The sequence below is a fragment of the Dactylosporangium sp. NPDC049140 genome (genome assembly GCF_040648435.1).
In genome coordinates, this window is record NZ_JBEZDS010000059.1 from 14526 (window position 1) to 37681 (window position 23156).

The following is a 23156-nucleotide window of genomic DNA, read 5'->3' on the forward strand; positions in this document are numbered from 1 at the left end:
CGACCGGCAGGGTGGACGGCAAACCGTGCGAGGAGGCCAGATGGTCAGCAGGGCAGAGGCGCAGCCGTACCGGGGCGGGCTGTCGCAGTGGTTGAGCGGGCGCGGCCATCGGCTCGCGCTCAACGGCTTCATGGTGATCGTGCTGGCGCACTGGGCCGAGCACCTCACCCAGGCGTACCAGATCTGGGTCCTGGGCTGGCCGGTGCCGAAGTCCAAGGGCGCGCTCGGGCTGGCCTACCCGTGGCTGGTCACGTCCGAGTGGCTGCACTACGGCTACGCGCTGGTGATGCTGGTCGGGCTGTGGCTGCTGCGCGGCGGGTTCGTCGGCCGGGCCCGAATCTGGTGGACGGTGGCGCTCGCCATCCAGTTCTGGCACCACATCGAGCACCTGCTGCTGTTCATCCAGGCCCAGACCGGCACGTTCTTCTTCGGCAAGGCCGTGCCCACGAGCGTGCTGCAGCTGGTGTTCCCGCGCGTCGAGCTGCACCTGTTCTACAACACCATCGTCTTCCTGCCGATGGTGGTCGCGGTCTGGCTGCACATGCGCCCCAACCGGGCCGAGGCCCAGCTGGCGACGTGCGCCTGCGCCGGCACCAGGGCACCGGCCTTGTCGGTCGCGTGATGGCGCGGCCCTCGGGGGCCGGGGCCAGGCCCGCACCGGCCCGGCCCGGGCCGGTGCGGCGCATGCTGGGCGGGTTCGTGGTGGCGGCGGTGGCGATCACCGTCGCCACCCTTGCGTTGCTCGACCCCCCGGCCCGGTTCACCGGCACCGACCCGGCCGACGGCGCGGTGCTCGGCGCGCCGCCGTCGCGGGTCGCCGCCGTGTTCACAGGCGGCTTCGAGCCGCGGGAGATGCACCTGACCGTCGCCCCGGCCGGCGGCGGCCTGTCCGTCACGACCGGCCCCGTGCGCCGCGACGGCTCGGCGATCACCGTCGCGGTGTCCATCACGACGGCGGGGCAGTACCTCGTCGGGTACCACGTGCTGCTCGCCGACGGCCGGGAGCTGTCCGGCATCACCCGCTTCACCGTGTCCGGCACCGGGCCCGCGCCCGCCGCCGAGGCCCCGCCCGCCACGGCGGAGGGCGACGGCGGGCACGTACACGGCGGCGACGACCCGCTCAGCCTCGGCCTGCTCGCCCTCGACCTGGTCCTGCTGGTCGTCGTCGCGATCGTGCTGCTGCGCCGGCCGCGGCGCCGAGACCGCACGGCAGGAGGCGGCACCGGGCCCATCGGCGCGTGACGATGGGTCGGGTGCCGCCGGCCAGCGGCGGCCCGACCGCGGGAGGACCACCATGCCCACCATGCTCGGCTCGCTGCGCAGGCTGGCGCTTGCCCCGTCGCTGCTCGAGGTGACCTTCGCCGAACGGGGCTTCCCGGCCCCGGCGACCGATGCGACCCGCCGGCTCGAGGCGATCCCGCAGGCCGTCGTCTGCGGCTTCGAATGGGGCATCGACATGCGCTCCCAGTGGGAGCTGGAGCGCCGCCTGGAGCTGGTGGAGCCCGAGATGCGCGGCTTCGCCTACGAGGGCGCGGCGATGGCCTGCACGGTGCTCGACGCCATGGCCGGCGGCCGCGGCCGGCGCGCCCGGGACCTGCTCAGCGGGCCGGGCGTGCCGCACACGTTCCTCACCTACATCGGCATCGGCTTCGCCATGGCACGGCTGCCGCGGGTGCTGTGGAAGAAGGTCCTGCCGGACCTCACCGGCACCCCGTACTACCCGACGATGAGCTGGCTGGCCGTCGACGGGTACGGCTTCGACCGCGCCTACTTCCAGACGCGGCGCTGGGTCGAGCGGCAGGAGCGGTTCGCGCCGTATCCGTGGCAGGGGCACTCCGGGTACTTCAACCGCGCCTGCGACCAGGGCGTCGGCCGGGCGCTGTGGTTCATCCACGGCGGCCAGGCGGCCGACGTGGTGAGCGCGGTCGAGCGCTTCGCGACCGAGCGCCGGGCCGACCTGTGGAGCGGCGTGGGCCTGGCGGCGACGTTCGCCGGCGGCTGCGACGCCGAGGGGCTCCGGCTGATGCGCCGCGCCGCCGGCGCCGACGGCGCGCACCTGGCCCAGGGCTCCGTGTTCGCGGCCAAGGCCCGGGTCTTCTCCGGGTTCGTGCCGCCGCACACCGAGGTGGCCACGGGCGCGTTCTGCGACATGTCCACGGCCTGGGCGGCCGAGCTCGCCGACGACGTCGCCACCGACGGGCCGCCCGCCGGCACCGCCGAGCCGGACTACGAGGTGTGGCGCAGCCGCGTCCGTGACCATTTCCTGGTCACCACCACGCCCTCGAAGTAGTAACAAGCGTTATCCACTTTCCATTGTTCGTCGTTTCCCGCAAGGGCGAAGAAGACGATTCCATCGATGCCAATGATGATGGTTATGACTTCCTCGACCAGGGGGCGTAATGAGCTATTGGCGATCGCTGAGGCGTCGTGTTCTGACACCCAACGTGTCGGAGACCAAACTCGAGGTCCGGGGCTTTCACGTGAAGAGCCCGGAAGCGCGGCACCGGCTGGAAACGGTCGGTGAGTCATTTCTGCGCGGTTATGCGCTGGCGGCGGAGGCCGGGCGGCCGCTCGACGCCGAGACCGGGCTGGAGCGGGTGGACGCCGAGTTCCGCGGCTTCGCCTACGAGGGCGCGGCGATGGGCTACGCGGTCCGCGACGGGCTGCCACTGGGCCGCCGCGACCACGTCGAGCAGTTCCTGCGGGGCCGCGCCGACCGGCACGTCTACATGGCCTACGTCGGGGTCGGCTGGGCGATGGCCCGGGTGCCGAAACTGCGGTGGTCGACGCTGCACATGCCCGACCCGCTGCTGCGCTGGCTGGTGCTGGACGGCTACGGGTTCCATCAGGCCTACTTCCGGACCCGCCGCTACGTGTACGAGCAGTACCGCGACGACCGCTTCACCTGGCCCGGCGGCGGACCCGGCGACTACGCCAACCGCGTCGTCGACCAGGGCGTCGGCCGGGCGACGTGGTTCGTGGCCGGCACCGAGCCGCGGCGCGTGGTGGAGCTGTTCGCGAAGTTCGCGCCGCACCGGCGGGCCGACCTGTACTCCGGCGCCGGCCTCGCGGCCACCTACGCCGGCGGCGCCGACGCCGCGGAGCTGGAGTGGTTCCGCGATGCGGCCGGGGCGCACGCGGCCGACATCGCGCAGGGGTCGGCCTTCGCGGCCGCCGCCCGGCTGCGGGCCGATCTGCTGGTGCCGCACAACGAAGTCGCGACCAAGGTGTTCTGCGGCATGTCGCCCGCGGAGGCCGCGAGGGTGACCGACGAGACGCGGGTCCAGCTGCCCGGGCGCGCCGACATCGCCGACTACGAGGTCTGGCGGCAGCGAATCAGGGACGCGTTCGTACCCGTCGGCCGCTGACGCGAGCCACGTACTGCGCGGTGTGGTGGCCGCGGGAGGAGAGGGTGTTTCAGCATGACGAAAATCGCTGTGGTGGGCATGGCATGCCGGTATCCGGACGCCACGTCGCCGCGGGAGCTGTGGGAGAACGCGGTGGCCGGGCGGCGCGCGTTCCGCCGCCTGCCGGACGTGCGCATGCGGCTGGACGACTACTGGGCGGCGGACCCGAAGACCCCGGACCGCTTCTACGCCCGCAACGCCGCCGTCATCGAGGGGTACGAGTTCGACCGGATCGCCTACAAGATCGCCGGGAGCACGTTCCGCTCCACCGACATGACGCACTGGCTGGCGCTGGACGTGGCTGCGATGGCCCTCGCCGACGCCGGGTTCCCGATGGGTGAGGGGCTGCCCCGCGAGCGTACCGGCGTCGTCGTCGGCAACACCCTCACCGGCGAGTTCTCCCGCGCCAACCAGCTGCGGCTGCGCTGGCCGTTCGTGCGGCGCATGGTGGCCGCCGCGCTCAAGGAGCAGGACTGGGACGACGACCAGCTCGGCACGTTCCTCGACGACTTCGAGGCGACGTTCAAGAGCCCGTTCCCGGAGATCGACGAGGACACGCTCGCGGGGGCGCTGTCCAACACCATCGCCGGGCGGATCTGCAACCACTTCGACCTCAAGGGCGGCGGCTACACCGTCGACGGCGCGTGCTCCTCGTCGCTGCTGTCGGTGGCCACGGCGTGCAAGGCGCTGCTCGACGGCGACGTCGACGTCGCGGTCGCCGGCGGCGTCGACCTGTCCATCGACCCGTTCGAGATCATCGGCTTCGCCAAGACCGGCGCGCTCGCCACCGGCGAGATGCGGGTCTACGACCGCGCCTCCAACGGCTTCTGGCCCGGCGAGGGCTGCGGCATGGTGGTGCTGATGCGCGAGCCGGAGGCGGCCAAGGCCGGGCACCGCATCTACGCGTCCGTGGCCGGGTGGGGCATCTCCTCGGACGGCAAGGGCGGGATGACGCGCCCGGAGATCCGGGGATACCAGCTCGCGCTGCGCCGTGCGTACGAGCGCTCCGGCTACGGCATCGACACCGTGGGGCTCTTCGAGGGCCACGGCACCGGTACCAAGGTCGGCGACGCCACCGAGCTCACCGCGCTCTCCGAGGCGCTCAACGCGGCCGGCGGCGACCGCCCGGTGCCGATCGGATCCATCAAGGGCATGATCGGGCACACCAAGGCGGCCGCCGGCGTGGCCGGCCTCATCAAGGCCGCGATGGCCGTGCACCACGAGGTGCTGCCGCCGAGCGTCGGCAGCGTCGACCCGCACGAGGTACTCACCCGGGACGCGCCGAACCTGCGCACCCTGCGCAAGGCCGAGCCCTGGCCGGCCGACGTGCCGGTGCGGGCGGGCGTCACCGCGATGGGCTTCGGCGGCATCAACACGCACGTCGCGCTGGCCAGCGCCCGGCCCCGCCGGCGTACCACCTTCGACACCCGCACGCGCGCGCTCGCCGCGTCGGTGCAGGACGCGGAGCTGCTGCTCGTCGACGCCGCGTCGCCGGGCGAGCTGGTCGAGCGGCTCGACCGGCTGATCGGGTTCGTGGCCGGGCTCGCCTACGCCCAGCTCGCCGACCTGGCCGCGACGCTGCACCGCGAGCTGCGCGACCTGCCGTTCCGGGCCGCGGCCGTGGTCTCCTCGCCGGAGGACGCGGTGGCGCGCCTGACGCGCATCCGCGACGCCGCCGGGTCCGGCGAGACGACGATGCTCTCGGCCGACGGCCGGTGCCTGCTCGGCCACGCCGGCGGGCCGCGCCGGATCGGCTTCCTCTTCCCCGGGCAGGGTTCCGGGCGGGGCGTGAGCGGGGGCGCGCTGCGCCGCCGGTTCGCCGAGGCCGAGGAGGCGTACGTGGGCGCCGCGCTGCCGACCGGCGCCGACGTGGTGGCGACCGAGGTGGCCCAGCCGCGCATCGTGACCGGCTCGATCGCCGGGCTGCGGGTGCTCGGCACTCTCGGCATCGAGGCGTCCGTCGCGGTCGGGCACAGCCTCGGCGAGATCTCGGCCCTGCAGTGGGCCGGCGCGCTCGACGAGGAGACCCTGCTGCGCGTCGCCGGCGTCCGGGGCCGCACGATGGCCGCGCACAGCGCGTCCGGCACCATGGCCGGCGTCAGCGCCGGCCCCGACATCGTGGCGACGCTGTTCAAGGACCTGCCGGTCGTGATCGCCGGCTACAACGGGCCCAGCCAGACGGTCATCGCCGGCACGGTCGACGCGGTGCTGGCCGCCTGCGAGTCGGCCCGTGTGGCCGGGCTGCAGGCCACCCGGCTGCCGGTGTCGCACGCGTTCCACTCCCCGCTGGTCGCCCCGGCCGCGGCGGCGTTCGCGGAGGCGCTCGCCGGTGAGGCGTTCGGGCCGGTGTCCCGCCGGGTCGTCTCCACCGTCACCGGCGACGTGCTGGCCCCCGACACCGACATCGTCGCCCTGCTGCACCGCCAGATCACCGACCCGGTGCTGTTCAGCCAGGCCGTCGCGCTGGCCGCGAAGAACGTCGACCTGTTCATCGAGGTCGGCCCGGGCCGGGTGCTCGGCTCGCTCGCCGGCGCGTCGACGGAGGTGCCCACCGTCTCCCTGGAGACCGACGACGAGTCGATCGAGAGCCTGCTGCGGGTCGTCGGCGCCGCCTACACCATGGGCGGGGCACGCGTCGACGTGGCGCTGTTCCACGGCCGGCTCGTCCGGCCGCTGCAGGTCGGCGCGGAGATGAAGTTCTTCGCCAGCCCCTGCGAGGCCGCGCCGGTCTCGACCCTGCCGTCCAGTCGCCGCAGCACGGCGCCGGCGCAACCGGCCCCGAGCCCGTCCTCGGCCACAATGACCAGTCCGGACACCCCGGCAGGCCAGGTGGCCGAGGACGCACCCCGGGAGTCCGCCGAAGACCTGCTGCGCCGGCTCGCGGCCGAGCGGGCGGAACTGCCGCTCGAGCTGGTGAGCAGCGACAGCCGGCTCCTCGACGACCTGCACCTGAGCTCGATCACCGTCGGGCAGGTCGTCAACCAGGCTGCGCAGCAGCTGCAGGCGCCCGCGGCCCACCTGCCCACCAACTTCGCCACCGCGACCGTCCGGGAGCTGGCCGAGGCGCTGGAGTCGGTGGCCCGCACGGCCGCCGACGCGACGGCCGGGGCCGGGACGCCCGTCGTCGCCGGCGCCGCCGCCTGGGCCCGGCCCTGGCGGCTGGACCTCGACGAGGAGCCGGTGCCGGCGCGGGTCGCGCCGGAGGCCGTCGGCCGCTGGCAGGTGTACGCCCCGAGCGAGCACCCGCTCGCCGAGGAGCTGCGCCAGGCGCTGACCAACGCCCGGCTCGGCAACGGCGTCCTGGTCTGCCTGCCGCCGGACTGCGCCGAGGAGGACCTGCGCTACGCCTTGCACGGCGCGAAGTCGGTGCTGGGCGCGCCCGACGGGACCCGCTTCGTGCTCGTCCAGCACGGGCGCGGCGCGGCCGGGCTGGGCAAGACGCTGCGCCTCGAGGCGCCGCAGCTGCGCACGACGATCGTGCACCTGCCGGTCGGGCCGGGCGCGATCGACAAGGTCGTCGCCGAGGTCGGCGCGACCGCGACCTACGCCGAGGTCCACTACGACGGCGACCGCCGCCTGGTGCCGACGCTGCGCGCGATGCCGGTCCGGCCCAGCCACAGCCAGGCGGCGCTCGGCGCCGGCGACGTGCTGCTGGTGACCGGGGGCGGCAAGGGCATCACCGCCGAGTGCGCCCTGGCGATGGCGACCGACAGCGGGGCCCGCCTGGCGCTGCTGGGCCGCTCGGACCCGGCCGCGGACGCGGAGCTCTCGGCCAACCTCGCCCGCATCGCCGCGGCCGGGGTGACGGTGCGCTACGCCCGGGCCGACGTCACGGACGCCGCCGCGGTACGGCGGGCGGTCGACGAGCTGACCGGTGAGCTCGGGCCGGTCACGGCCGTGCTGCACGGCGCCGGCCGCAACGAGCCCGCCGGCCTGGCGAGCCTGGACATGGCGGCGGTGCGCAGCACGTTCGCGCCGAAGATCGACGGCCTGCGCGCCGTCCTCGACGCCGTCGAACCCGAGCGGCTGCGGCTGCTGGTCACCCTCGGCAGCATCATCGGCCGGGCCGGCCTGCGGGGCGAGGCGCACTACGCCACCGCCAACGAGTGGCTCGCCGATCTCACCGTCGAGTTCGGCCGGCAGTACCCGAACTGCCGCAGCCTGTGCCTGGAGTGGTCGGTGTGGTCGGGCGTCGGCATGGGGGAGCGGCTCTCGGTCGTGGAGTCCCTGAGCCGCGACGGCGTCACGCCGGTCACCCCCGACCAAGGCGTGGCGATCCTGCGCCGGCTCCTCGCCGACCCGCAGACCCCGCCGGTGACGGTCATCAGCGGGCGCACCGAGGGCATCGACACGGTCCGGTACCACCTGCCGAAGCTGCCGCTGCTGCGCTTCGTGGAGCGGCCGCTGATCCGCTACCACGGCGTCGAGGTGGTCACCGAGGCCGAGCTCAGCGTCGGCGTCGACGGGTACCTCGCCGACCACCACCTCGACGGCAACCTGCTGTTCCCCGCGGTCTTCGGGATGGAGGCGATGGCGCAGGTGGCCGCCGCCGTCACCGGGGTCGCCACGGTGCCGGTGATCGAGCAGGCCGAGTTCCTGCGCCCGATCGTGGTGCCGCCGTACGGCCGGACCACGATCCGCATCGCGGCCGTGGTGACCGACGACGACACCATCGAGGCGGCCATCCGCAGCGAGGAGACGGCGTTCGCCGCCGATCACTTCACCGCCCGGCTGCGCCTCGGCGCCGTCGCGGTGCCGGACGGCCCGCCGGACCAGGTCGCCGACGGCCTGACCCCGGTGCCCCTCACGCCCGGCGACCTCTACGGCGGCACCCTGTTCCAGGGCGGCCGGTTCCAGCGGCTGCGCCGGTACCACCGCGCCGCCGCCCGCCACGTCGACGTCGACGTCGAGTCGGTCGGGGCGGTGGACTGGTTCGCCCCGTTCGTGCCGCACGAGCTGCTGCTGGGCGACCCCGGGGTGCGCGACGCGCTCATGCACGGCAACCAGGTCTGCGTCCCCGACGCCACCCTGCTGCCGGCCGGCGTCGAGCGGATCCATCCCGGCGGGGAGAAGCTCTCCGCGGCCCGGGAGCTGCGCTACTGCGCCACCGAGCGCAGCCGCGACGGCGACACCTACGTGTACGACATCGCGCTGCGCAACGAGACCGGCGCGGTGGTCGAGCGCTGGGAGGGCCTGCGCCTGCGGGCCGTGCGCAAGCAGGACGGCCGCGGACCGTGGGTCGCCCCGCTGCTCGGCCCCTACCTGGAGCGCACCCTCGGGGACCTCACCGGCGCCCGCGTGGCCGTGGTGGTCGAGCCGGACGGCCCGGCCGACAAGCGGGCCGACCACGTCGCGCAGCGGCGGGCCCGGACGCTGGTGGCCGCCGGGCGGGCGTTCGGCCGCCCGGTCGAGCTGACCTACCGGCCCGACGGCCGGCCCGAGGTGGCCGGGGACCGCACGGTCTCGGCCGCGCACGGCGCCGGGGTCACGCTGTTCGTCGCCGCGCCGGGGCTGCTCGGCTGCGACGTCGAGCAGGTCGAGGAGCGCACCGAACAGACCTGGGAGGGCCTGCTCGGCACGCACGCCGAACTGGCCCGGCTCATCTGCGCGACGACCGGCGACAGCCTCGACACCGCCGGCACGCGGGTCTGGTCGGCGATCGAGTGCCTGCAGAAGGCCGGGCTGCCGCCGCGGGGCCCGCTCACCCTGCAGCCCGCGGCCCGCGACGGGTGGGTCGTGCTCAAGGCCGGCGAGGCCTGCGTCGCGACGTTCGTGACGAGCCTGCGCGACGTGGCCCGCCCGGCCGTGTTCGCCGTGCTGAGCGCGGTGCCGGCCGAAGGGGAGCGGTGAGCGTGGACAAGTACTTCGAGATCCTGCACACCGTCGGCTTCGAAGAGACGAACATCGTCGGCAACGTGTACTACGTCAACTACCTGCGCTGGCAGGGCCGCTGCCGGGAGATGTTCCTCAAGCGGCACGCCCCGGACGTGCTCGCGGACCTGCAGGCCGACCTCAAGCTCTTCACGCTGCGGGTCGACTGCGAGTTCTTCGCCGAGATCACGGCCTTCGACGACCTCTCCATCCGGATGCGGCTGGTGGAGCTGGCCCAGACGCAGCTGGAGTTCGGGTTCGACTACGTGCGGCTCAACCCGGGCGGCGGCGAGACGCTCGTCGCCCGGGGGTCCCAACGAGTGGCGTGCATGCGGGGGCCCAACACCCGCACGGTGCCGGCCCGGGTGCCCGACGCGCTGCAGCGCGCGCTCGAGCCCTACGCCGTCGACGCGCGCGCCGGGTACCGGCCCTAGCGATGCACAGGAGGTCAGCATGAACGTCCAGCCCCAGCCGAACGGCACGGTCTTCGACCCGGCCGCGCTGCGGCGGGCCTTCGCGGCGTTCGCGACCGGGGTCACGGTCGTCACCGTCGGTGGGGTCACCCCGCACGGGATGACCGCGAACTCGTTCACGACGGTCTCGCTCGACCCGCCCCTGGTGCTGATCTGCGTCAAACGCGACGCGATCATGCACGACGCCCTCGCCGCCGCCGGCGCGTTCGCGGTGTCGGTGCTGGCCTCCGACCAGGAGCCGGTGGCGCGGTACTTCGCCGACCGCCGCCGGCCCCTGGGCCGCCAGCAGTTCGACATCGTGGACTGGCGGCCGGGCGAGTGCACCGGCGCGCCGCTCATCGGCGGCGCGCTCGCGCACTTCGAATGCGAGATGTGGCGGGCCTACGACGGCGGCGACCACACCATCTTCCTGGGCCGGCCGGTGCGGTTGTACCGGCAGGCCGGCGACGATGCCCTGGTCTTCGTCGGCGGCGAGTTCCGCAACGTGACCGGGGCCCGGACCGAGGTGACGACATGACAATGGTGAAAGCGCCCGGCCGCACACCGCCGGGGCCCTCGAAGGCCTCCTCCATCCGCATGCTCATGGTGATGGGCCGGGACCGGCTCGGCATGATGACCGACGCCGCCGCGCGCTACGGCGACGCGTCCCGGCTGCCGGTGGGCCCCAAGAGTCTGTACTTCTTCAACCACCCCGACCACGCCAAGCACGTGCTGGCCGACAACGCCGTCAACTACCACAAGGGCATCGGCCTGGTGCACGCCCGCCGCGCCCTCGGCGACGGGCTGCTCACCAGCGAGGGCGAGCTGTGGCGCAAGCAGCGCAAGGTGATCCAGCCGGCGTTCCAGAGCCGGCGGATCGCGGCCCAGGCCTCGGTGATCGCGGAGGAGGGCGCCGCGCTGGTCGCCCGCCTCCGCGCCCACGGCGACGCCCCGGTCGACGTCCTGCAGGAGATGACCGGGCTCACCCTCGGGGTGCTCGGCCGGACCTTGCTCGACGTCGACCTGGGCGCGTACGACTCCATCGGCGGCGACTTCGCGGCCGTGCAGGACCAGGCGATGTTCGAGCTCGCGTCGCTGAGCGCGGTGCCCACCTGGATCCCGCTGCCCCGGCAGCTGCGGTTCCGCCGGGCCCGCCGCGACCTGCAGGGCATCGTCGACGACCTGGTCGCGCAGCGGACCGCCCGCTCGGTCGAGCGCGACGACGTGCTGTCGCGGCTCATCGTGTCCGCCGGCCAGGAGGAGGACCCGGGCATCGGCCGGCAGCGGCTGCGCGACGAGCTGGTGACGCTGCTGCTGGCCGGGCACGAGACCACGGCGAGCACGCTGAGCTGGACGCTGTACCTCATCGACCGGCACCCGGAGGTGCGCGAGCGGCTGCGCGAGGAGGCGCTGTCGGTGCTCGGCGACCGGCTGCCCACCTACGACGACCTGACCCGGCTGCGGTACACCGCGATGGTGATCGAGGAGGTCATGCGGCTGTTCCCGCCGGTGTGGATCCTGCCCCGCAAGTCCCTCGCCGAGGACGAGGTCGGCGGCTACCGGGTGCCGGCCGGCGCGGACCTGCTCATCTGCCCGTTCACACTGCACCGCCACCCCGCGTTCTGGACCGACCCGGAGCGCTTCGACCCCGAGCGGTTCGACCCGGACAAGGTCCACGACCGGCCGCGGTACGCCTACATCCCGTTCGGCGCCGGGCCCCGCTTCTGCGTCGGCAACCACCTCGGCATGATGGAGGCCGCCTTCGTGACCGCGCTGCTCGTGCGCGAGCTGACGCTGACGAAGGAGCCCGGCTACGAGGTCCGGCCGGAGCCGATGCTGTCGCTGCGGGTCCGTGGCGGCCTGCCGATGCGGGTCCGCCCGGCCCGCTGAGCCACCCGCACACGGCAATGCCCCCGGGAGTTGTACCTCCCGGGGGCATTTGCCTGCGCGGGTCAGCCGCGGCGGTTGCCGACGAGCGCCACGAGGGTACCGACGACCTCGGCCGGGGACGGCGTCGCCAGCCACGACTCGTGGATCGCGGCGGCGCCGGTGCGGAACCGCGGAAGCTCGACGACCTGCAGGATGAGCTTGCCGATCTCCTCGACGCTCAGCGCCCGGTGGTTGAGCGCGACGCCGGCGCCGGTGCGGGACAGGTAGTTGGCGACCGGGGTCGCCTCGGTGCTCTTCGCCGGCATGATCCAGCGCGGCGCCGTCGCCTCGACCGCCTCGGCCACCCCGAACTCCCGGCCGACCTGGTAGGTGCCGGTGTCGACGGCGTCCGGCGCGGCCGTCTCCTGCCGCAGCAGGAGCGACTCGCCGGTGTCGCACGAGATCTGCGGTACCCGCAACGCCCGCGCCGCCGCCATCGTGCCGACCCCGCCGTGGTGGATGATCGCCGAGCAGGTCGGCAGCAGCTGGGTCAGCGGCACCCACTCGATCGCGCACACGTTGTCGGGGAGCTTCTCGATGCCCTGCAGCTGCAGCGCGTTGAGGGTCGCCACGACCTCCACGCCGAGGCCGTCGACGGCCTCGATGAGCTTCGGCAGCCGGTCCCAGTCGCCGGGGATGAACCGCCGGTTCGACTCGCCCAGCGACAGCGCGACCCGGGGCACCTGCGGCTCGTGCAGCAGCCACGGCTGGGCCGGCTCGGCCCCGCTGTACGGGACGTGGCGCACGTGGATCGTGGTGACGGTGGTCGGCGGGCCGTACCCGGGCGGGGTCGGGTCGACGGTCCACTGCCCCAGCAGCAGCTCGTCGTCGATCTCGACGCCGTGGCGCTCGGCGAGCGGGCGCAGCAGGTCGGCGAGCGGGTTCTCCGGCAGGCCGGCCGCGCGCACCTGCTCGCGCCGGGCGGCGAGGCGCTGCAGGCTCCACGCGAAGCAGTCGGTGCCGAACAGCAGCCGGCCGTGCGCGGCGCCGGACAGCCGGGCCGCGAACGGGGCCGAGGAGAACGTCGGGTCCCACAGCACCAGGTCGGGCTTCCAGGCCTGGGCGAAGGCGATCAGGTCGCCGGCCTCGGGCAGGTCGGGGCGCACGTAGTCGGCCGCGGGGATGAGCATGTACTGGAAGAAGGTGATCCAGTGCTCGAGCTCCTCCTCGTTCAGGCCGAGCGCCTCGGCGTAGGCGAGGACCAGCTCGGGATCGCGCGGCGTGGGCGCGTCCTCGCGGTTGCGGGCCTCGGTGGACTGCGGTTCGCCGAGCGCCACCGCGGTCAGCCCGGCCGCGGTGATGTTGTCGGTGATCGAGTAGTGCGAGGCGATCCGCACCTCGTGGCCCGCGCTCTGGAACGCCCACGCCAGGGGGACGATCGGCAGGAGGTGCGCGACCGAAGGGTACGTGGTGAACAGGACTCGCATCGGCGTCTCCGTCGGTTGGTCGGGGTGGCGTTGGTCGGGGTGGCTAGTGTTTGCGGGCGATCGTGAGGCCGTCGGCGATCGGCAGCATCACCGTCTCCAGCCGCTCGTCGGCCGCGAGCGTCGCGTTGAACGTGCGCAACGCCTGGGCGCTGCGCCGGGCCAGGCCGGCGTCGGCCAGCTCCGGGTCGAGGACGTAGCCGTCGAGCAGGACGTTGTCGGCCAGCAGCAGGCCGCCGGGGCGCAGCACCGGCACGGCGAGCTCGAGGTAGGTCGGGTAGTTCATCTTGTCGGCGTCGACGAAGACGATGTCGGCCGATGCCGCCTCCAGGGTGCGCAGCGTGCGGCCCGCGGGCCCGAGGCGGAAGTCGATCCGGTCGTCGACCCCGGCGTGGCGCCAGTGCTCCCGGGCCAGGCCGATCCAGCCGTCGGTCACGTCGCAGCTGATCACCCGGCCGCCGGGGACCAGCCCGCGGGCCATGGCGAGGGCGGAGAGGCCGGTGAAGGTACCGACGTCCACCGCACAGCGGGCGGACACCAGCTTCGTCAGCACGGTCAGCAGCGCCACCTGCTCCAGCGGCACGGCCATGCCGGCCGCGTCGCCCACGTTTGCGGTGCTCTCGGCCAGGCCGCGCACCGCCGGGTCGGGCGGGGAGCACGACCTGACCAGATAGTCCCGCATCGCCTGGTTGACCGGCACATGCTTGACCTCGGCGAATCCCGGGGTTCCCATCAAGCCCTCCCTGGCCTCGACGAACTCACCACGGCACGGCACGCGCGCCGGCGCTGCCATCGTCGCGGGGGATCGACCGGCGTCGCATCCTCTGAAGTGCGGCGTCGCCCCCGCTGACGTGCGCACGAGGCGGATTGCGTATATGCGCTGACTGCGCAACACCAGAGATGCGCGGGATCGGTGCGACCGGAGATCGTCGCCAGGAGAGCAATCCGACCTCCGTGCTACGAATTGGGGAAGCCATGCGCCGGTTCCGCATCGATGTGCCGCAGACCCAGCTGGACGACCTGCACCGCCGGCTCGCCGACACCCGATGGCCGGCCCAGCCGGACACCGGCTGGGAGCGCGGGGTGCCGCTGACCTACCTCCGCGAGCTGGCCGAGTACTGGCGCACCGGTTTCGACTGGCGCGCGGCCGAGGCCCGGCTCAACTCCTACGAGCAGTACGTCACCGAGATCGACGGCGCCGACGTGCACTTCCTGCACGTCCGCTCGCCCCACGCGGGAGCCCGGCCGCTGCTGCTGACCCACGGCTGGCCCGGCTCGGTCGCGGAGTTCCTCGACGTGATCGGGCCGCTGACCGACCCGGGCACCTACGGCGGCGACCCGGCCGACGCGTTCCACCTCGTCATACCGTCGATCCCCGGGTTCGGCTTCTCCACCCCGACCGGCGGCACCGGCTGGGGCACGGCCCGGGTGGCGGCCGCGTGGGCCGAGCTGATGCGCCGGCTCGGCTACGACCGGTACATCGCCCAGGGCGGCGACGCGGGCTCGGTCATCTCGCTGGGCATCGGGCGCGCCGACGCCGAGCACGTGGCCGGCGTCCACGTCAACATGCTGATGACGTTCCCGTCCGGCGATCCGGCCGAGCTCGCCGGGCTCGGCGAGGCCGACCTGGCCCGGCTGGGGCAGCTGTCCCGGTTCGACACGGAGCTGTCCGCGTACATGAAGCTGCAGTCGACGCGGCCGCTGACCCTGTCGTACGCGCTCACCGACTCGCCCGTCGGCCAGCTGGCCTGGATCGTGGAGAAGTTCCGTGAGTGGACCGACTCCGAGAAGGTCCCCGAGGACGCCGTCGACCGTGACCGGATGCTCGCCATCGTCTCGACCTACTGGTTCACCGCGACGGCCGGCTCGTCGGCGATGCTCTACTTCGAGGACGCCGAGGGCCTGCGCCGCATCGGTGCGGCCGGCGGCGCGCTGCCCCCGCCGGTGACGGTGCCCGTCGGCGTGGCCGTGTTCCCGCACGACATCCTGCTGCCGGTTCGCCGGCTGGCCGACCGCGACCTGCCCAACATCGTGCAGTGGAGCGAGTTCGACAAGGGCGGCCACTTCGCCGCCCTGGAGCAGCCCGAGCTGTTCGTGGCCGACATCCGCGAGTTCGCCCGCCGGGTGCACTGAGCCCCGCTTCCGAGGGAGTCAGCGATGAGTACCGACCACGAAGCGTCGACCCCGGCCCGACTCACCTACTCGGCGCTGTCGGACCGGCACGCCTTCGACGACGTCGAGACCTTCCTGCGGCGCATGGCGCAGGCGCGCGAGCACACGTACACCAACACCGCCCACGTGCCGCTGGGCGACCTCGCGCTGTGGCACACCGACGCCGAGGCCGGGGTCATCCGGCACGCCAGCGGCAAGTTCTTCACCGTGCAGGGTCTCGACGTGCACATCCCGACCGGCGCGGTACCGCACTGGGACCAGCCGATCATCAACCAGCCCGAGATCGGCATCCTCGGCATCCTCATGAAGGAGTTCGACGGGGTCCTGCACTGCCTCATGCAGCTGAAGTCGGAGCCGGGCAACTGCAACGGCATCCAGGTGTCCCCGACGGTCCAGGCGACCCGCAGCAACTACACGCGGGTGCACGGCGGCAACCCCACCCCGTACCTGGACTACTTCCGCGACCGGTCGCAGCACCGCGTCATCCTCGACGCGCGCCAGTCGGAGCAGGGCGCCTGGTTCCTGCGCAAGCTGAACCGCAACATGATCATCGAGGTGACCGGGCCGGTGGAGGCCCGCGAGGGCTTCCACTGGCTCACCATCGCGCAGCTGCACGAGCTGCTCGCCCTCGACGACGTGGTGAACATGGACGCCCGCTCGGTGCTGTCCTGCATGCCGTTCGAGGAGTGGGCGGACCGCTCCGGCGACGCGCAGGACAGCCGGCATTCCACCGCCGAGCTGCTGAGCTGGATCACTGAGCGGCGCAGCCTGACCAGTGTGGACCTGCGCCAGGTACGACTCGGGGACCTGGGGGAGTGGCGCTGCGACGACGCCCGGATCTCCCACGTCCCGGAGCGCTTTTTCGACGTCATCGGGGTGCGGGTGGAGGCGTGCGGCCGCGAGGTCGGGCGCTGGGACCAGCCCATGTTCGCCGCCCGCGGCGAGGGGGTCGTGGCCTTCCTCATGACGCGCTTCGACGGTGTACCGCACGTGCTGGCCAACGCGCGCGTGGAGGCCGGCTACGCCGACCGGGTGGAGCTCGCGCCGACGGTGCAGTGCATCCCGGACAGCTACCGCGACCTGCCGCGCTCGAAGTGGCCGCCGTTCCTCGACGACGTGCTGCGGGCCGACCCCGCGGCGATCCGCTACGACGTGCTGCAGTCCGAGGAGGGCGGCCGCTTCTACCACACCCGCAGCCGCCACCTCGTCATCGAGACCGGCGACGAGCTGGTGCACCCGGAGTTCCGGTGGATGACCCCGAGGCAGCTGGCCGGGCTGCTGTGGCACAGCAACTACGTCAACGTCCAGGCCCGCAGCCTCCTGGCGTGCCTGCGCGCGGTCGAGCGGCTGGCCCCGGCGGAGCGTGCCCGGTGACCACCGTGACCGTACTGGGCGGCTCCGGCTTCCTCGGCAGCGCGTTCACCGCCGCCGTCAGCGCCCGGCCGGTGCGGCTGCGCGTGCTGTCCCGCCGCCCCGCTCCCGTGCCCGCGGACGCCCGGGCCGACGTCGAGGTCCGCCGGGCCGACGTCGCCGACCCGGGCGTGGTGGCCGCGGCGGTGGCCGGCGCCGACGTCGTGGTGAACCTGCTCAAGCACGACGGCGACTGGCGCCGGGCCGGCACCGACCCGCGCAGCGAGCTGGTCAACACCGGCACGACCGCGGCCATCGTGGCGGCTCTGCGCGGCCGCCGGTCCTCGGGCCGCCACTCGCCGGCGGTGTGCGTGTTCGCCGGCACGGTGTCGCAGGTCGGGGTCCCCCCGGAGCGGCCCCTGGACGGCTCCGAGCCCGACCGGCCGCAGACGCCGTACGACGCGCAGAAGCTCGAGGCCGAGCGGCTGCTGCTGGCCGCGACCGCCGCCGGCGTGCTGCGCGGGGTCAGCCTGCGCCTGCCGACCATCTACGGGCAGGGCCCGGCCGCCGCCGCGCCGGACGTCGGCGTCATTGCCGCGATGATCCGCCGCGCCCTCGACGGCGCGCCGCTGACCATGTGGGGCGACGGCCGCGTCATGCGCGAGTTCGTCCACGTCGAGGACACCGTGCGGGCGTTCCTGGCCGCGATCGACGGGGCCGACCGGCTCAGCGGCCGCCACTGGCTGCTCGGCACCGGCGCGCCGAGCTCCCTGCGCGACGCGCTGCACCTGGTGTCCGGCGCGGTCGCCGCCGTCAGCGGGGCCGCGCCCGTCCCGGTGGTCGCCGTCCCGCCACCCGCCCACGCCACCGCCACCGACCTGCGCAGCGTGCGCGTCGACCCCGTCCCGTTCAGCGCGGCCGCCGGCTGGTTTCCGCGCGTGACGCTGGCCGAGGGCATCAGCCGCACCGCCGCCGCGCTCTTCGCCGACCGTGACCGTGCTGCCCGAAACGGAGTGCTTGCGTGACCATCCGCGTCTGGAACTACACCGCCGAATACGAGGCCGAAAGGGCCGACGTCCTCGATGCCGTCGACAGCGTGTTCCGCTCCGGCCAGCTCGTGCTCGGCCCGAGCGTACAGAGCTTCGAGGAGGAGTTCGCCGCCTACCACGGCCTGCCGCACTGCGTCGGCGTCGACAACGGCACCAACGCCATCAAGCTCGGACTGCAGGCGCTCGGCATCGGCCCGGGCGACGAGGTCATCACCGTGTCCAACACCGCGGCGCCGACCGTCGTCGCCATCGACGCGCTGGGCGCCACGCCGGTCTTCGTCGACGTCCGCGAGGAGGACTACCTCATCGACGTCGGCCAGGTCGAGGCGGCCGTCACCGGGCGCACCAAGTGCCTCCTGCCGGTGCACCTGTACGGCCAGTGCGCCGACATGGCCCCGCTGCGGGAGATCGCCGACCGGCGCGGCCTGGCCCTGTTCGAGGACTGCGCGCAGGCGCACGGGGCCCGCCACCACGGCCGGCTCGCCGGCAGCATGGGCGACGCCGCCGCGTTCTCGTTCTACCCGACCAAGGTGCTCGGCGCCTACGGCGACGGCGGCGCCGTCGTCACCTCCAGCGCGCAGACCGACCAGCGCCTGCGCCGGCTGCGCTTCTACGGCATGGCGGAGCGCTACTACGTCGTGGAGACGCCGGGGCACAACAGCCGCCTCGACGAGGTCCAGGCCGAGATCCTGCGCCGCAAGCTCGGCCGCCTCGACGGGTACGTCGCCGCCCGGCGGGCCGTCGCCGCGCGCTACGCCGAGGGCCTGGGCGACACCGAGCTCGTGCTGCCGCGGGTGAACCCCGGCAACGAGCACGCCCACTACGTCTACGTCGTGCGCCACCCGCGCCGCGACGAGATCATCGAGCGGCTCAAGGCCTACGGCATCGAGCTCAACATCAGCTACCCGTGGCCGGTGCACACGATGACCGGGTTCGCGCGCCTCGGCCACGGCCAGGGCGACCTGCCCGTCACCGAGCGGCTGGCCGGGCAGATCTTCTCGCTGCCCATGTACCCCTCGCTCTCCCTCGACCTGCAGGACAAGGTCATCGACTCGCTCCGCCGGGTGCTCGAAACCGTCTGAGAAAGCCGGAGGTCCACGTGAAGGTTCGCAAGCTGGCCGTAGAAGGGGCACTGGAGCTCACCCCGCGGGTGTTCGAGGACGCCCGCGGCCTGTTCGTCTCGCCCTTCCAGGAGGAGGCGTTCGCAGCGGCCACCGGGCGGCGGCTGTTCCCGGTCGCCCAGACCAACCACAGCCGCTCGTCCCGGGGCGTGGTGCGCGGCGTGCACTACACGACCACCCCGCCCGGCACCGCCAAGTACGTCTACTGCGCCCGCGGCGCCGCGCTGGACATCGTGGTGGACATCCGGGTGGGCTCGCCCACCTACGGCGCGGTGGACGCCGTGCTGCTGGACCAGGCCGACTTCCGCTGCATGTACTTCCCCGTCGGCGTCGGCCACGCGTTCGTCGCCCTCGCCGACGACACGGTGATGTCCTACATGCTCTCGGGCTCCTACGTGGCCGAGCAGGAGCTGGCCCTGCGGGCCCTGGACCCCGCGCTGGCGCTGCCGATCCCCGACGACGTCGAGCCGCTGCTGTCCGACCGCGACCGGGTCGCCATCACCCTGGCCGAGGCGCGCGCGCAGGGCCTGCTGCCGCGCTACGAGGAGTGCCGGCGGATCGAGGCGGCCCTGATGCCCCCGCTCGACGTCGCGGTGCCCGCGTAGCGCCGATGAGTTTTCCGGCGAACGGCCGTCTCAAGACATGCAGCCGGAACGTGGTACGAAAACGAGGAGAGGGTCATGGAAACTGAAGCTGTCGAGCCGGGCGTGCGGGCGGGCCGGCGCGAATGGCTGGGGCTGGCGGTGCTGATCGTGCCGTCGATGCTGGCGATGATCGACCTGACCGTGCTGTTCCTGGCCCTGCCCAAGATCACGGTTGATCTCGGTGCCAACGCCACCCAGCAGCTGTGGATCAGCGACGTCTACGGCTTCCTCATCGCGGGCTTCCTGGTCACGATGGGCACGCTCGGCGACCGCGTCGGCCGGCGCCTGGTGCTGCTCGTCGGCGCCTCCGCGTTCGCCGTGCTGTCGGTCGTCGCGGCCTACGCCAACAGCGCCGAGATGCTGATCGTGGTCCGGGCGCTGATGGGCATCGCCGGCGCGACGATCTTCCCGAGCACGCTCGCGATGATCAACGGCATGTTCAAGAACCCGAAGCAGCTCGGCGTCGCCGTCGCCGCCTGGGCGACCGCACTGACCGGCGGCGCGGCCATCGGGCCGGTCGTCGGCGGCGTGCTGCTGCACTGGTTCTGGTGGGGCTCGGTCTTCCTCATCGCGGTGCCCGTCATGGCGCTGCTGCTGATCGCGGGCCCGGCGCTGCTGCCCAACCTGAAGGCCCCCGACACCGGCCGCATCGACCCGCTCAGCGTGCTGCTGTCGCTCGCGGCGATCCTGCCGTTCATCTACGGGCTCAAGGAGGTCGCCCGCACCGGCTGGCACCTCACGCCGGTGCTCGTCTCGGTCGCCGGCATCGTGTTCGGCCTGCTGTTCGCGATGCGCCAGCGCAGCCTCGCCAGCCCGCTGCTGGACCTGCGCCTGTTCGCGATCCGCGCGGTCAGCGGGGCGCTGGCGCTGGGCCTGCTCTCCGCGATCATCCAGGGCGGCGCGAGCTTCTTCATTACCCAGCACCTGCAGCTGGTACGCGGGCTGACCCCGCTCAGCGCGGGCCTGTGGCTGCTCGTGCCGACGCTCGCGCTGGTGCTCGGCATCTTCATCAGCATGGGCCTGGCCCAGGAGGTGGTGAAGCCGGCCTACATCCTCAGCGTCGGCGCGGTCATCGCCGCCATCGGGATGGTGGTGCTGACCCAGATCGGGCCCGCCTCGGGCCTGTCGACGCTCATCATCGGCGCCGTCATCGTCTACGTCGGCGGGGCCCCGGTGGGCCCGATGGTCAGCCAGATCGTCGTGCCGTCCTCGCCGCCGGAGAAGGCCGGCTCGGCCTCCGCGCTGCAGTCGACCGCGGGCGAGCTCGGCCTGTCGCTGGGCATCGCGCTGCTGGGCAGCATCGGTGCCGCCGTCTACCGGGGCGAGATCAGCGTGCCGGCGCCGCTCGCCGGGACCCCGGAGGGCGAGGTCGCGTCGGAGACCGTCGCCGGTGCCCTGACGGTGGCCCAGAACCAGCCGGCCGACGTGGCCGGGGCCCTCGTGCAGTCGGCCCGCTCCGCCTTCGACAACGGCATGAACGCCGCCGCCGTGGTGGGCGCGATCGCCTTCCTGGCATTGGCGCTGCTGCCGCTGGTGACCCTGCGGCACATCAGGCCGTTCGGGGCGCAGGAGAAGGAGGCGAAGGCCGCCGCCGAGGCCAAGGCGAACATCGGCAAGCAGCCTTCCGGGCACGACTCCCCGGCCTCGGCCGCCATCGACTGAACTCTCACCGCAACGCAGACCTGGCCGCTCCACCCCCGGGGGCGGCCAGATCTGTGTCGTACCACCATCACCGAAAGAGAACGGAGCACATCAATGGCCACAGTAGTAGCCGACATGTCGATGTCCCTGGACGGCTTCATCGCCGATCCGGACGACTCGGTGGGATCGCTGTTCGACTGGTACTTCAACGGCGACGTCGCGGTGCCGTCGCGGTTTCCGCAGCGATGGACCTTCCACACGTCGAAGGCCAGCGCCGAGTGGCTGCGCGAGTCGATGGACAACGCGGGCGCCATCGTCACCGGCCGGCGGCTGTTCGACTACACCGACGGCTGGGGCGGCACCCACCCCTGGGACGTGCCGGTGTTCGTGGTGACGCACGAGGCACCGACGGACTGGCGGCGGGACGGCTTCACCTTCGTCACCGACGGCATCGCCGCCGCCGTGGCCCAGGCCTCCGCGGTCGCCGGCGACCGCTGGGTCGGCGTCGCCGGGCCCAACGTGGCCCAGCAGTGCCTCGACGAGGGCCTGCTGGACCTGCTGCGGATCAACCTGGTGCCGGTGCTGTTCGGGGAGGGCATCCGCTTCTTCGACGACCTGGCGGGCGCGCCGTACCGGCTGGAGGACCCCGTCGTGATCGAGGGGCAGTCGGTGACGCACATGCAGTACCGCGTGAAACGCTGAACCCACGCAGACCGGTGCCCCCGGAGACCTCTCCGGGGGCACCGTCGTGGGCGGGCGTCAGCGGCGTGACGGGTCGAGCTCGCCGGCCGGAGCCGGGCTCACCGGCGCGTCCTGCTCGGCCGGGGACACCGCGGCCGCGCCGGCCGGGGCCGGGGACACCGGGGCCTCCGCCGGGACCAGGGTGCGCCGCGGGGTCTTGATGAAGCGCCGCAGGCCGCGGGTGGCCGGCAGCTCGACGGTGCGGTAGAGCACCCAGGCCGCGAACATCGCCACGGTCAGGTACAGCAGGAACATCAGCAGGTTGCCCCACACCGGCAGCGGCGTGCGCGAGTTGTCGATGAGGCCGATCGCGGCCATCCACTGCCGCGGGAAGTCGCGGTTCACCCCGCCCGACATGATCGACTTCGCATCGATGGTGAACAGGACGAAGAGCACGTGCACGGCGTAGAAGCAGAACGTCAGGTTGCCCAGCCACACCATCGGCCGGGACCGGGTCGGGCTCCACCGGCCGGTCAGGTCGGCGCTGGCCAGGGCCGCGATGAGGATCGCGAACGGCACCATCACGACCGCGGCGATGCGCCAGTACGCCGGCACGAACATGTTGACGGCGAACGCGAGCACGCACAGCACGAGTGCGGTCGGCACGTTGATCCGGCTGCGGACGCCCCGCAGCATCAGCATCGCGACGGCGGCGCCCAGCACGAACTCGGCGAAGCGCGTCACCGGGAACGTCATCGTGACCCAGTAGCTGAACTGGGTGTGGAAGTTCTCCACCGGCGCCAGCATCGGCGGGGCCGGCTGGTGCAGGTCGAAGGTGCCGCCGATCAGCCGGGGCACGATCGCGGTGAACGCGACGGCGCCGATCGCGGTCATCCACAGGGCCCGCTTGCTCGCCTGGGCGAACAGGATCAGCATCGGCGGCAGGAACAGGTAGAAGAACATCTCACAGCTCAGCGACCACAGCACCGGGTTGAGGCCGAGGGAGTGCGCCTGGTCCGGGCTCCACGACTGCACCAGCAGCAGGTTGGTGACGACGACCTTCCAGTCGGTCCACTTGCCGTGCACCAGGCCGAAGAGGAAGAACGCGATCACCGCGGTGACCACCGTGATCGGGTAGATCTTGGCCATCCGCCGCTGCCAGAACTCCGTCGCCCGCATGTCCAGCGGCGTCGACCAGGTCAGCACGAAACCGCTGAGCACGAAGAAGAAGCTCAGCACCGCCTGGCCGCTGTCGCCGAACAGAATCGCGAACACCAGGTCGGAGCCCTGCGGCATCTCCGACCCGATCGGGGTGGCGAACTGCATGAACAGGAAATGGTTTCCGAAGACCAGGAACGCGGCTACCCATCGCATTCCGGTCAATGAGGGGAGCAGGTCTACGTTGGGGCGCATAC

18 protein-coding genes are annotated in these 23156 nt (G+C 73.1%); 15 read left to right on the forward strand and 3 right to left on the reverse strand.

The window, feature by feature from the left end:
• The first annotated feature begins 40 nt into the window (after positions 1 to 40).
• From AB0B76_RS50565 to AB0B76_RS50600, 8 genes are all read left to right on the forward strand, one after another.
• Positions 41 to 622 (forward strand): hypothetical protein, encoded by a 582-nt coding sequence (locus AB0B76_RS50565; RefSeq protein WP_360390817.1) that lies wholly within the window; start codon positions 41 to 43, stop codon positions 620 to 622.
• Positions 622 to 1242, forward strand: coding sequence for a copper resistance CopC family protein (locus AB0B76_RS50570; protein ID WP_360390819.1), 621 nt, complete (start codon positions 622 to 624; stop codon positions 1240 to 1242). Before AB0B76_RS50565 ends, AB0B76_RS50570 begins: the two co-directional genes overlap by 1 nt.
• Before the next feature lie 52 nt (positions 1243 to 1294).
• Entirely contained in the window at positions 1295 to 2290 is a 996-nt protein-coding gene (locus AB0B76_RS50575) for a DUF1702 family protein (RefSeq protein ID WP_360390822.1), read from the forward strand.
• A gap of 109 nt (positions 2291 to 2399) precedes the next feature.
• Positions 2400 to 3368, forward strand: a complete 969-nt coding sequence (locus tag AB0B76_RS50580; RefSeq protein WP_360390825.1) for a DUF1702 family protein — start codon at positions 2400 to 2402, stop codon at positions 3366 to 3368.
• Positions 3369 to 3422: 54 nt separating this feature from the next.
• Positions 3423 to 9257 carry a type I polyketide synthase gene (locus AB0B76_RS50585; RefSeq protein WP_360390828.1) on the forward strand — a complete coding sequence of 1945 codons (5835 nt, stop codon included), beginning with the start codon at positions 3423 to 3425 and terminating at the stop codon, positions 9255 to 9257.
• Between the two features lie 2 nt (positions 9258 to 9259).
• Positions 9260 to 9712, forward strand: coding sequence for an acyl-CoA thioesterase (locus tag AB0B76_RS50590; protein ID WP_360390831.1), 453 nt, complete (start codon positions 9260 to 9262; stop codon positions 9710 to 9712).
• A gap of 19 nt (positions 9713 to 9731) precedes the next feature.
• On the forward strand, positions 9732 to 10268 hold the full coding sequence (locus AB0B76_RS50595; RefSeq protein ID WP_360390834.1) for a flavin reductase family protein: 537 nt from the start codon (positions 9732 to 9734) through the stop codon (positions 10266 to 10268).
• Positions 10265 to 11620 carry a cytochrome P450 gene (locus tag AB0B76_RS50600; RefSeq protein ID WP_360390837.1) on the forward strand — a complete coding sequence of 452 codons (1356 nt, stop codon included), beginning with the start codon at positions 10265 to 10267 and terminating at the stop codon, positions 11618 to 11620. The genes AB0B76_RS50595 and AB0B76_RS50600 overlap by 4 nt, the downstream gene beginning before the upstream one ends.
• A 62-nt stretch (positions 11621 to 11682) precedes the next feature.
• Here the strand turns inward: AB0B76_RS50600 and AB0B76_RS50605 are convergent, their stop codons facing one another.
• Both AB0B76_RS50605 and AB0B76_RS50610 read right to left on the reverse strand, forming a co-directional pair.
• Positions 11683 to 13086, reverse strand: a complete 1404-nt coding sequence (locus AB0B76_RS50605) for a nucleotide disphospho-sugar-binding domain-containing protein (protein WP_360390840.1) — start codon at positions 13084 to 13086, stop codon at positions 11683 to 11685.
• Positions 13087 to 13129: 43 nt separating this feature from the next.
• Positions 13130 to 13816 (reverse strand): O-methyltransferase, encoded by a 687-nt coding sequence (locus AB0B76_RS50610; protein WP_360390843.1) that lies wholly within the window; start codon positions 13814 to 13816, stop codon positions 13130 to 13132.
• 242 nt (positions 13817 to 14058) lie between these two features.
• Here AB0B76_RS50610 and AB0B76_RS50615 point away from each other — a divergent pair, with 242 nt between their 5' ends.
• The 7 genes from AB0B76_RS50615 (at position 14059) to AB0B76_RS50645 (ending at position 21762) form a co-directional block, all read left to right on the forward strand.
• A complete protein-coding gene (locus AB0B76_RS50615) occupies positions 14059 to 15216 on the forward strand; it encodes an epoxide hydrolase family protein (RefSeq protein WP_360390846.1) in 1158 nt (385 codons plus the stop codon).
• Positions 15217 to 15240: 24 nt separating this feature from the next.
• A complete protein-coding gene (locus AB0B76_RS50620) occupies positions 15241 to 16629 on the forward strand; it encodes an NDP-hexose 2,3-dehydratase family protein (RefSeq protein ID WP_360390849.1) in 1389 nt (462 codons plus the stop codon).
• The gene (locus AB0B76_RS50625) at positions 16626 to 17630 is read left to right on the forward strand and encodes an NAD-dependent epimerase/dehydratase family protein (RefSeq protein ID WP_360390852.1); all 1005 of its coding nucleotides are present in this window, start codon (positions 16626 to 16628) and stop codon (positions 17628 to 17630) included. Before AB0B76_RS50620 ends, AB0B76_RS50625 begins: the two co-directional genes overlap by 4 nt.
• Positions 17627 to 18736, forward strand: coding sequence for a DegT/DnrJ/EryC1/StrS family aminotransferase (locus tag AB0B76_RS50630; RefSeq protein WP_360390855.1), 1110 nt, complete (start codon positions 17627 to 17629; stop codon positions 18734 to 18736). The genes AB0B76_RS50625 and AB0B76_RS50630 overlap by 4 nt, the downstream gene beginning before the upstream one ends.
• 17 nt (positions 18737 to 18753) lie before the next feature.
• Complete coding sequence (rfbC, locus tag AB0B76_RS50635; RefSeq protein ID WP_360390858.1) at positions 18754 to 19380, forward strand: dTDP-4-dehydrorhamnose 3,5-epimerase; 627 nt, start codon at positions 18754 to 18756, stop codon at positions 19378 to 19380.
• Between the two features lie 75 nt (positions 19381 to 19455).
• The gene (locus AB0B76_RS50640) at positions 19456 to 21081 is read left to right on the forward strand and encodes an MFS transporter (RefSeq protein WP_360390861.1); all 1626 of its coding nucleotides are present in this window, start codon (positions 19456 to 19458) and stop codon (positions 21079 to 21081) included.
• A gap of 93 nt (positions 21082 to 21174) precedes the next feature.
• Positions 21175 to 21762 carry a dihydrofolate reductase family protein gene (locus tag AB0B76_RS50645; protein ID WP_360390864.1) on the forward strand — a complete coding sequence of 196 codons (588 nt, stop codon included), beginning with the start codon at positions 21175 to 21177 and terminating at the stop codon, positions 21760 to 21762.
• Positions 21763 to 21819: 57 nt separating this feature from the next.
• On the opposite strand, the gene AB0B76_RS50650 is transcribed toward AB0B76_RS50645, so the two are convergent.
• Entirely contained in the window at positions 21820 to 23115 is a 1296-nt protein-coding gene (locus tag AB0B76_RS50650) for an acyltransferase (protein WP_360390866.1), read from the reverse strand.
• Positions 23116 to 23156: the final 41 nt, after the last annotated feature.

Excerpts from the sequence above, each read along its gene's own strand:
- AB0B76_RS50610 (WP_360390843.1), bottom strand. The coding sequence starts at position 13,816 with ATGGGAACCCCGGGATTCGCCGAGGTCAAGCATGTGCCGGTCAACCAG.
- AB0B76_RS50605 (WP_360390840.1), bottom strand. The coding sequence starts at position 13,086 with ATGCGAGTCCTGTTCACCACGTACCCTTCGGTCGCGCACCTCCTGCCG.
- AB0B76_RS50580 (WP_360390825.1), top strand. The coding sequence starts at position 2,400 with ATGAGCTATTGGCGATCGCTGAGGCGTCGTGTTCTGACACCCAACGTG.
- AB0B76_RS50595 (WP_360390834.1), top strand. The coding sequence starts at position 9,732 with ATGAACGTCCAGCCCCAGCCGAACGGCACGGTCTTCGACCCGGCCGCG.
- AB0B76_RS50585 (WP_360390828.1), top strand. The coding sequence starts at position 3,423 with ATGACGAAAATCGCTGTGGTGGGCATGGCATGCCGGTATCCGGACGCC.
- AB0B76_RS50600 (WP_360390837.1), top strand. The coding sequence starts at position 10,265 with ATGACAATGGTGAAAGCGCCCGGCCGCACACCGCCGGGGCCCTCGAAG.
- AB0B76_RS50650 (WP_360390866.1), bottom strand. The coding sequence starts at position 23,115 with ATGCGATGGGTAGCCGCGTTCCTGGTCTTCGGAAACCATTTCCTGTTC.
- AB0B76_RS50645 (WP_360390864.1), top strand. The coding sequence starts at position 21,175 with ATGGCCACAGTAGTAGCCGACATGTCGATGTCCCTGGACGGCTTCATC.
- AB0B76_RS50615 (WP_360390846.1), top strand. The coding sequence starts at position 14,059 with ATGCGCCGGTTCCGCATCGATGTGCCGCAGACCCAGCTGGACGACCTG.
- AB0B76_RS50565 (WP_360390817.1), top strand. The coding sequence starts at position 41 with ATGGTCAGCAGGGCAGAGGCGCAGCCGTACCGGGGCGGGCTGTCGCAG.
- AB0B76_RS50575 (WP_360390822.1), top strand. The coding sequence starts at position 1,295 with ATGCCCACCATGCTCGGCTCGCTGCGCAGGCTGGCGCTTGCCCCGTCG.
- AB0B76_RS50570 (WP_360390819.1), top strand. The coding sequence starts at position 622 with ATGGCGCGGCCCTCGGGGGCCGGGGCCAGGCCCGCACCGGCCCGGCCC.
- AB0B76_RS50640 (WP_360390861.1), top strand. The coding sequence starts at position 19,456 with ATGGAAACTGAAGCTGTCGAGCCGGGCGTGCGGGCGGGCCGGCGCGAA.
- AB0B76_RS50620 (WP_360390849.1), top strand. The coding sequence starts at position 15,241 with ATGAGTACCGACCACGAAGCGTCGACCCCGGCCCGACTCACCTACTCG.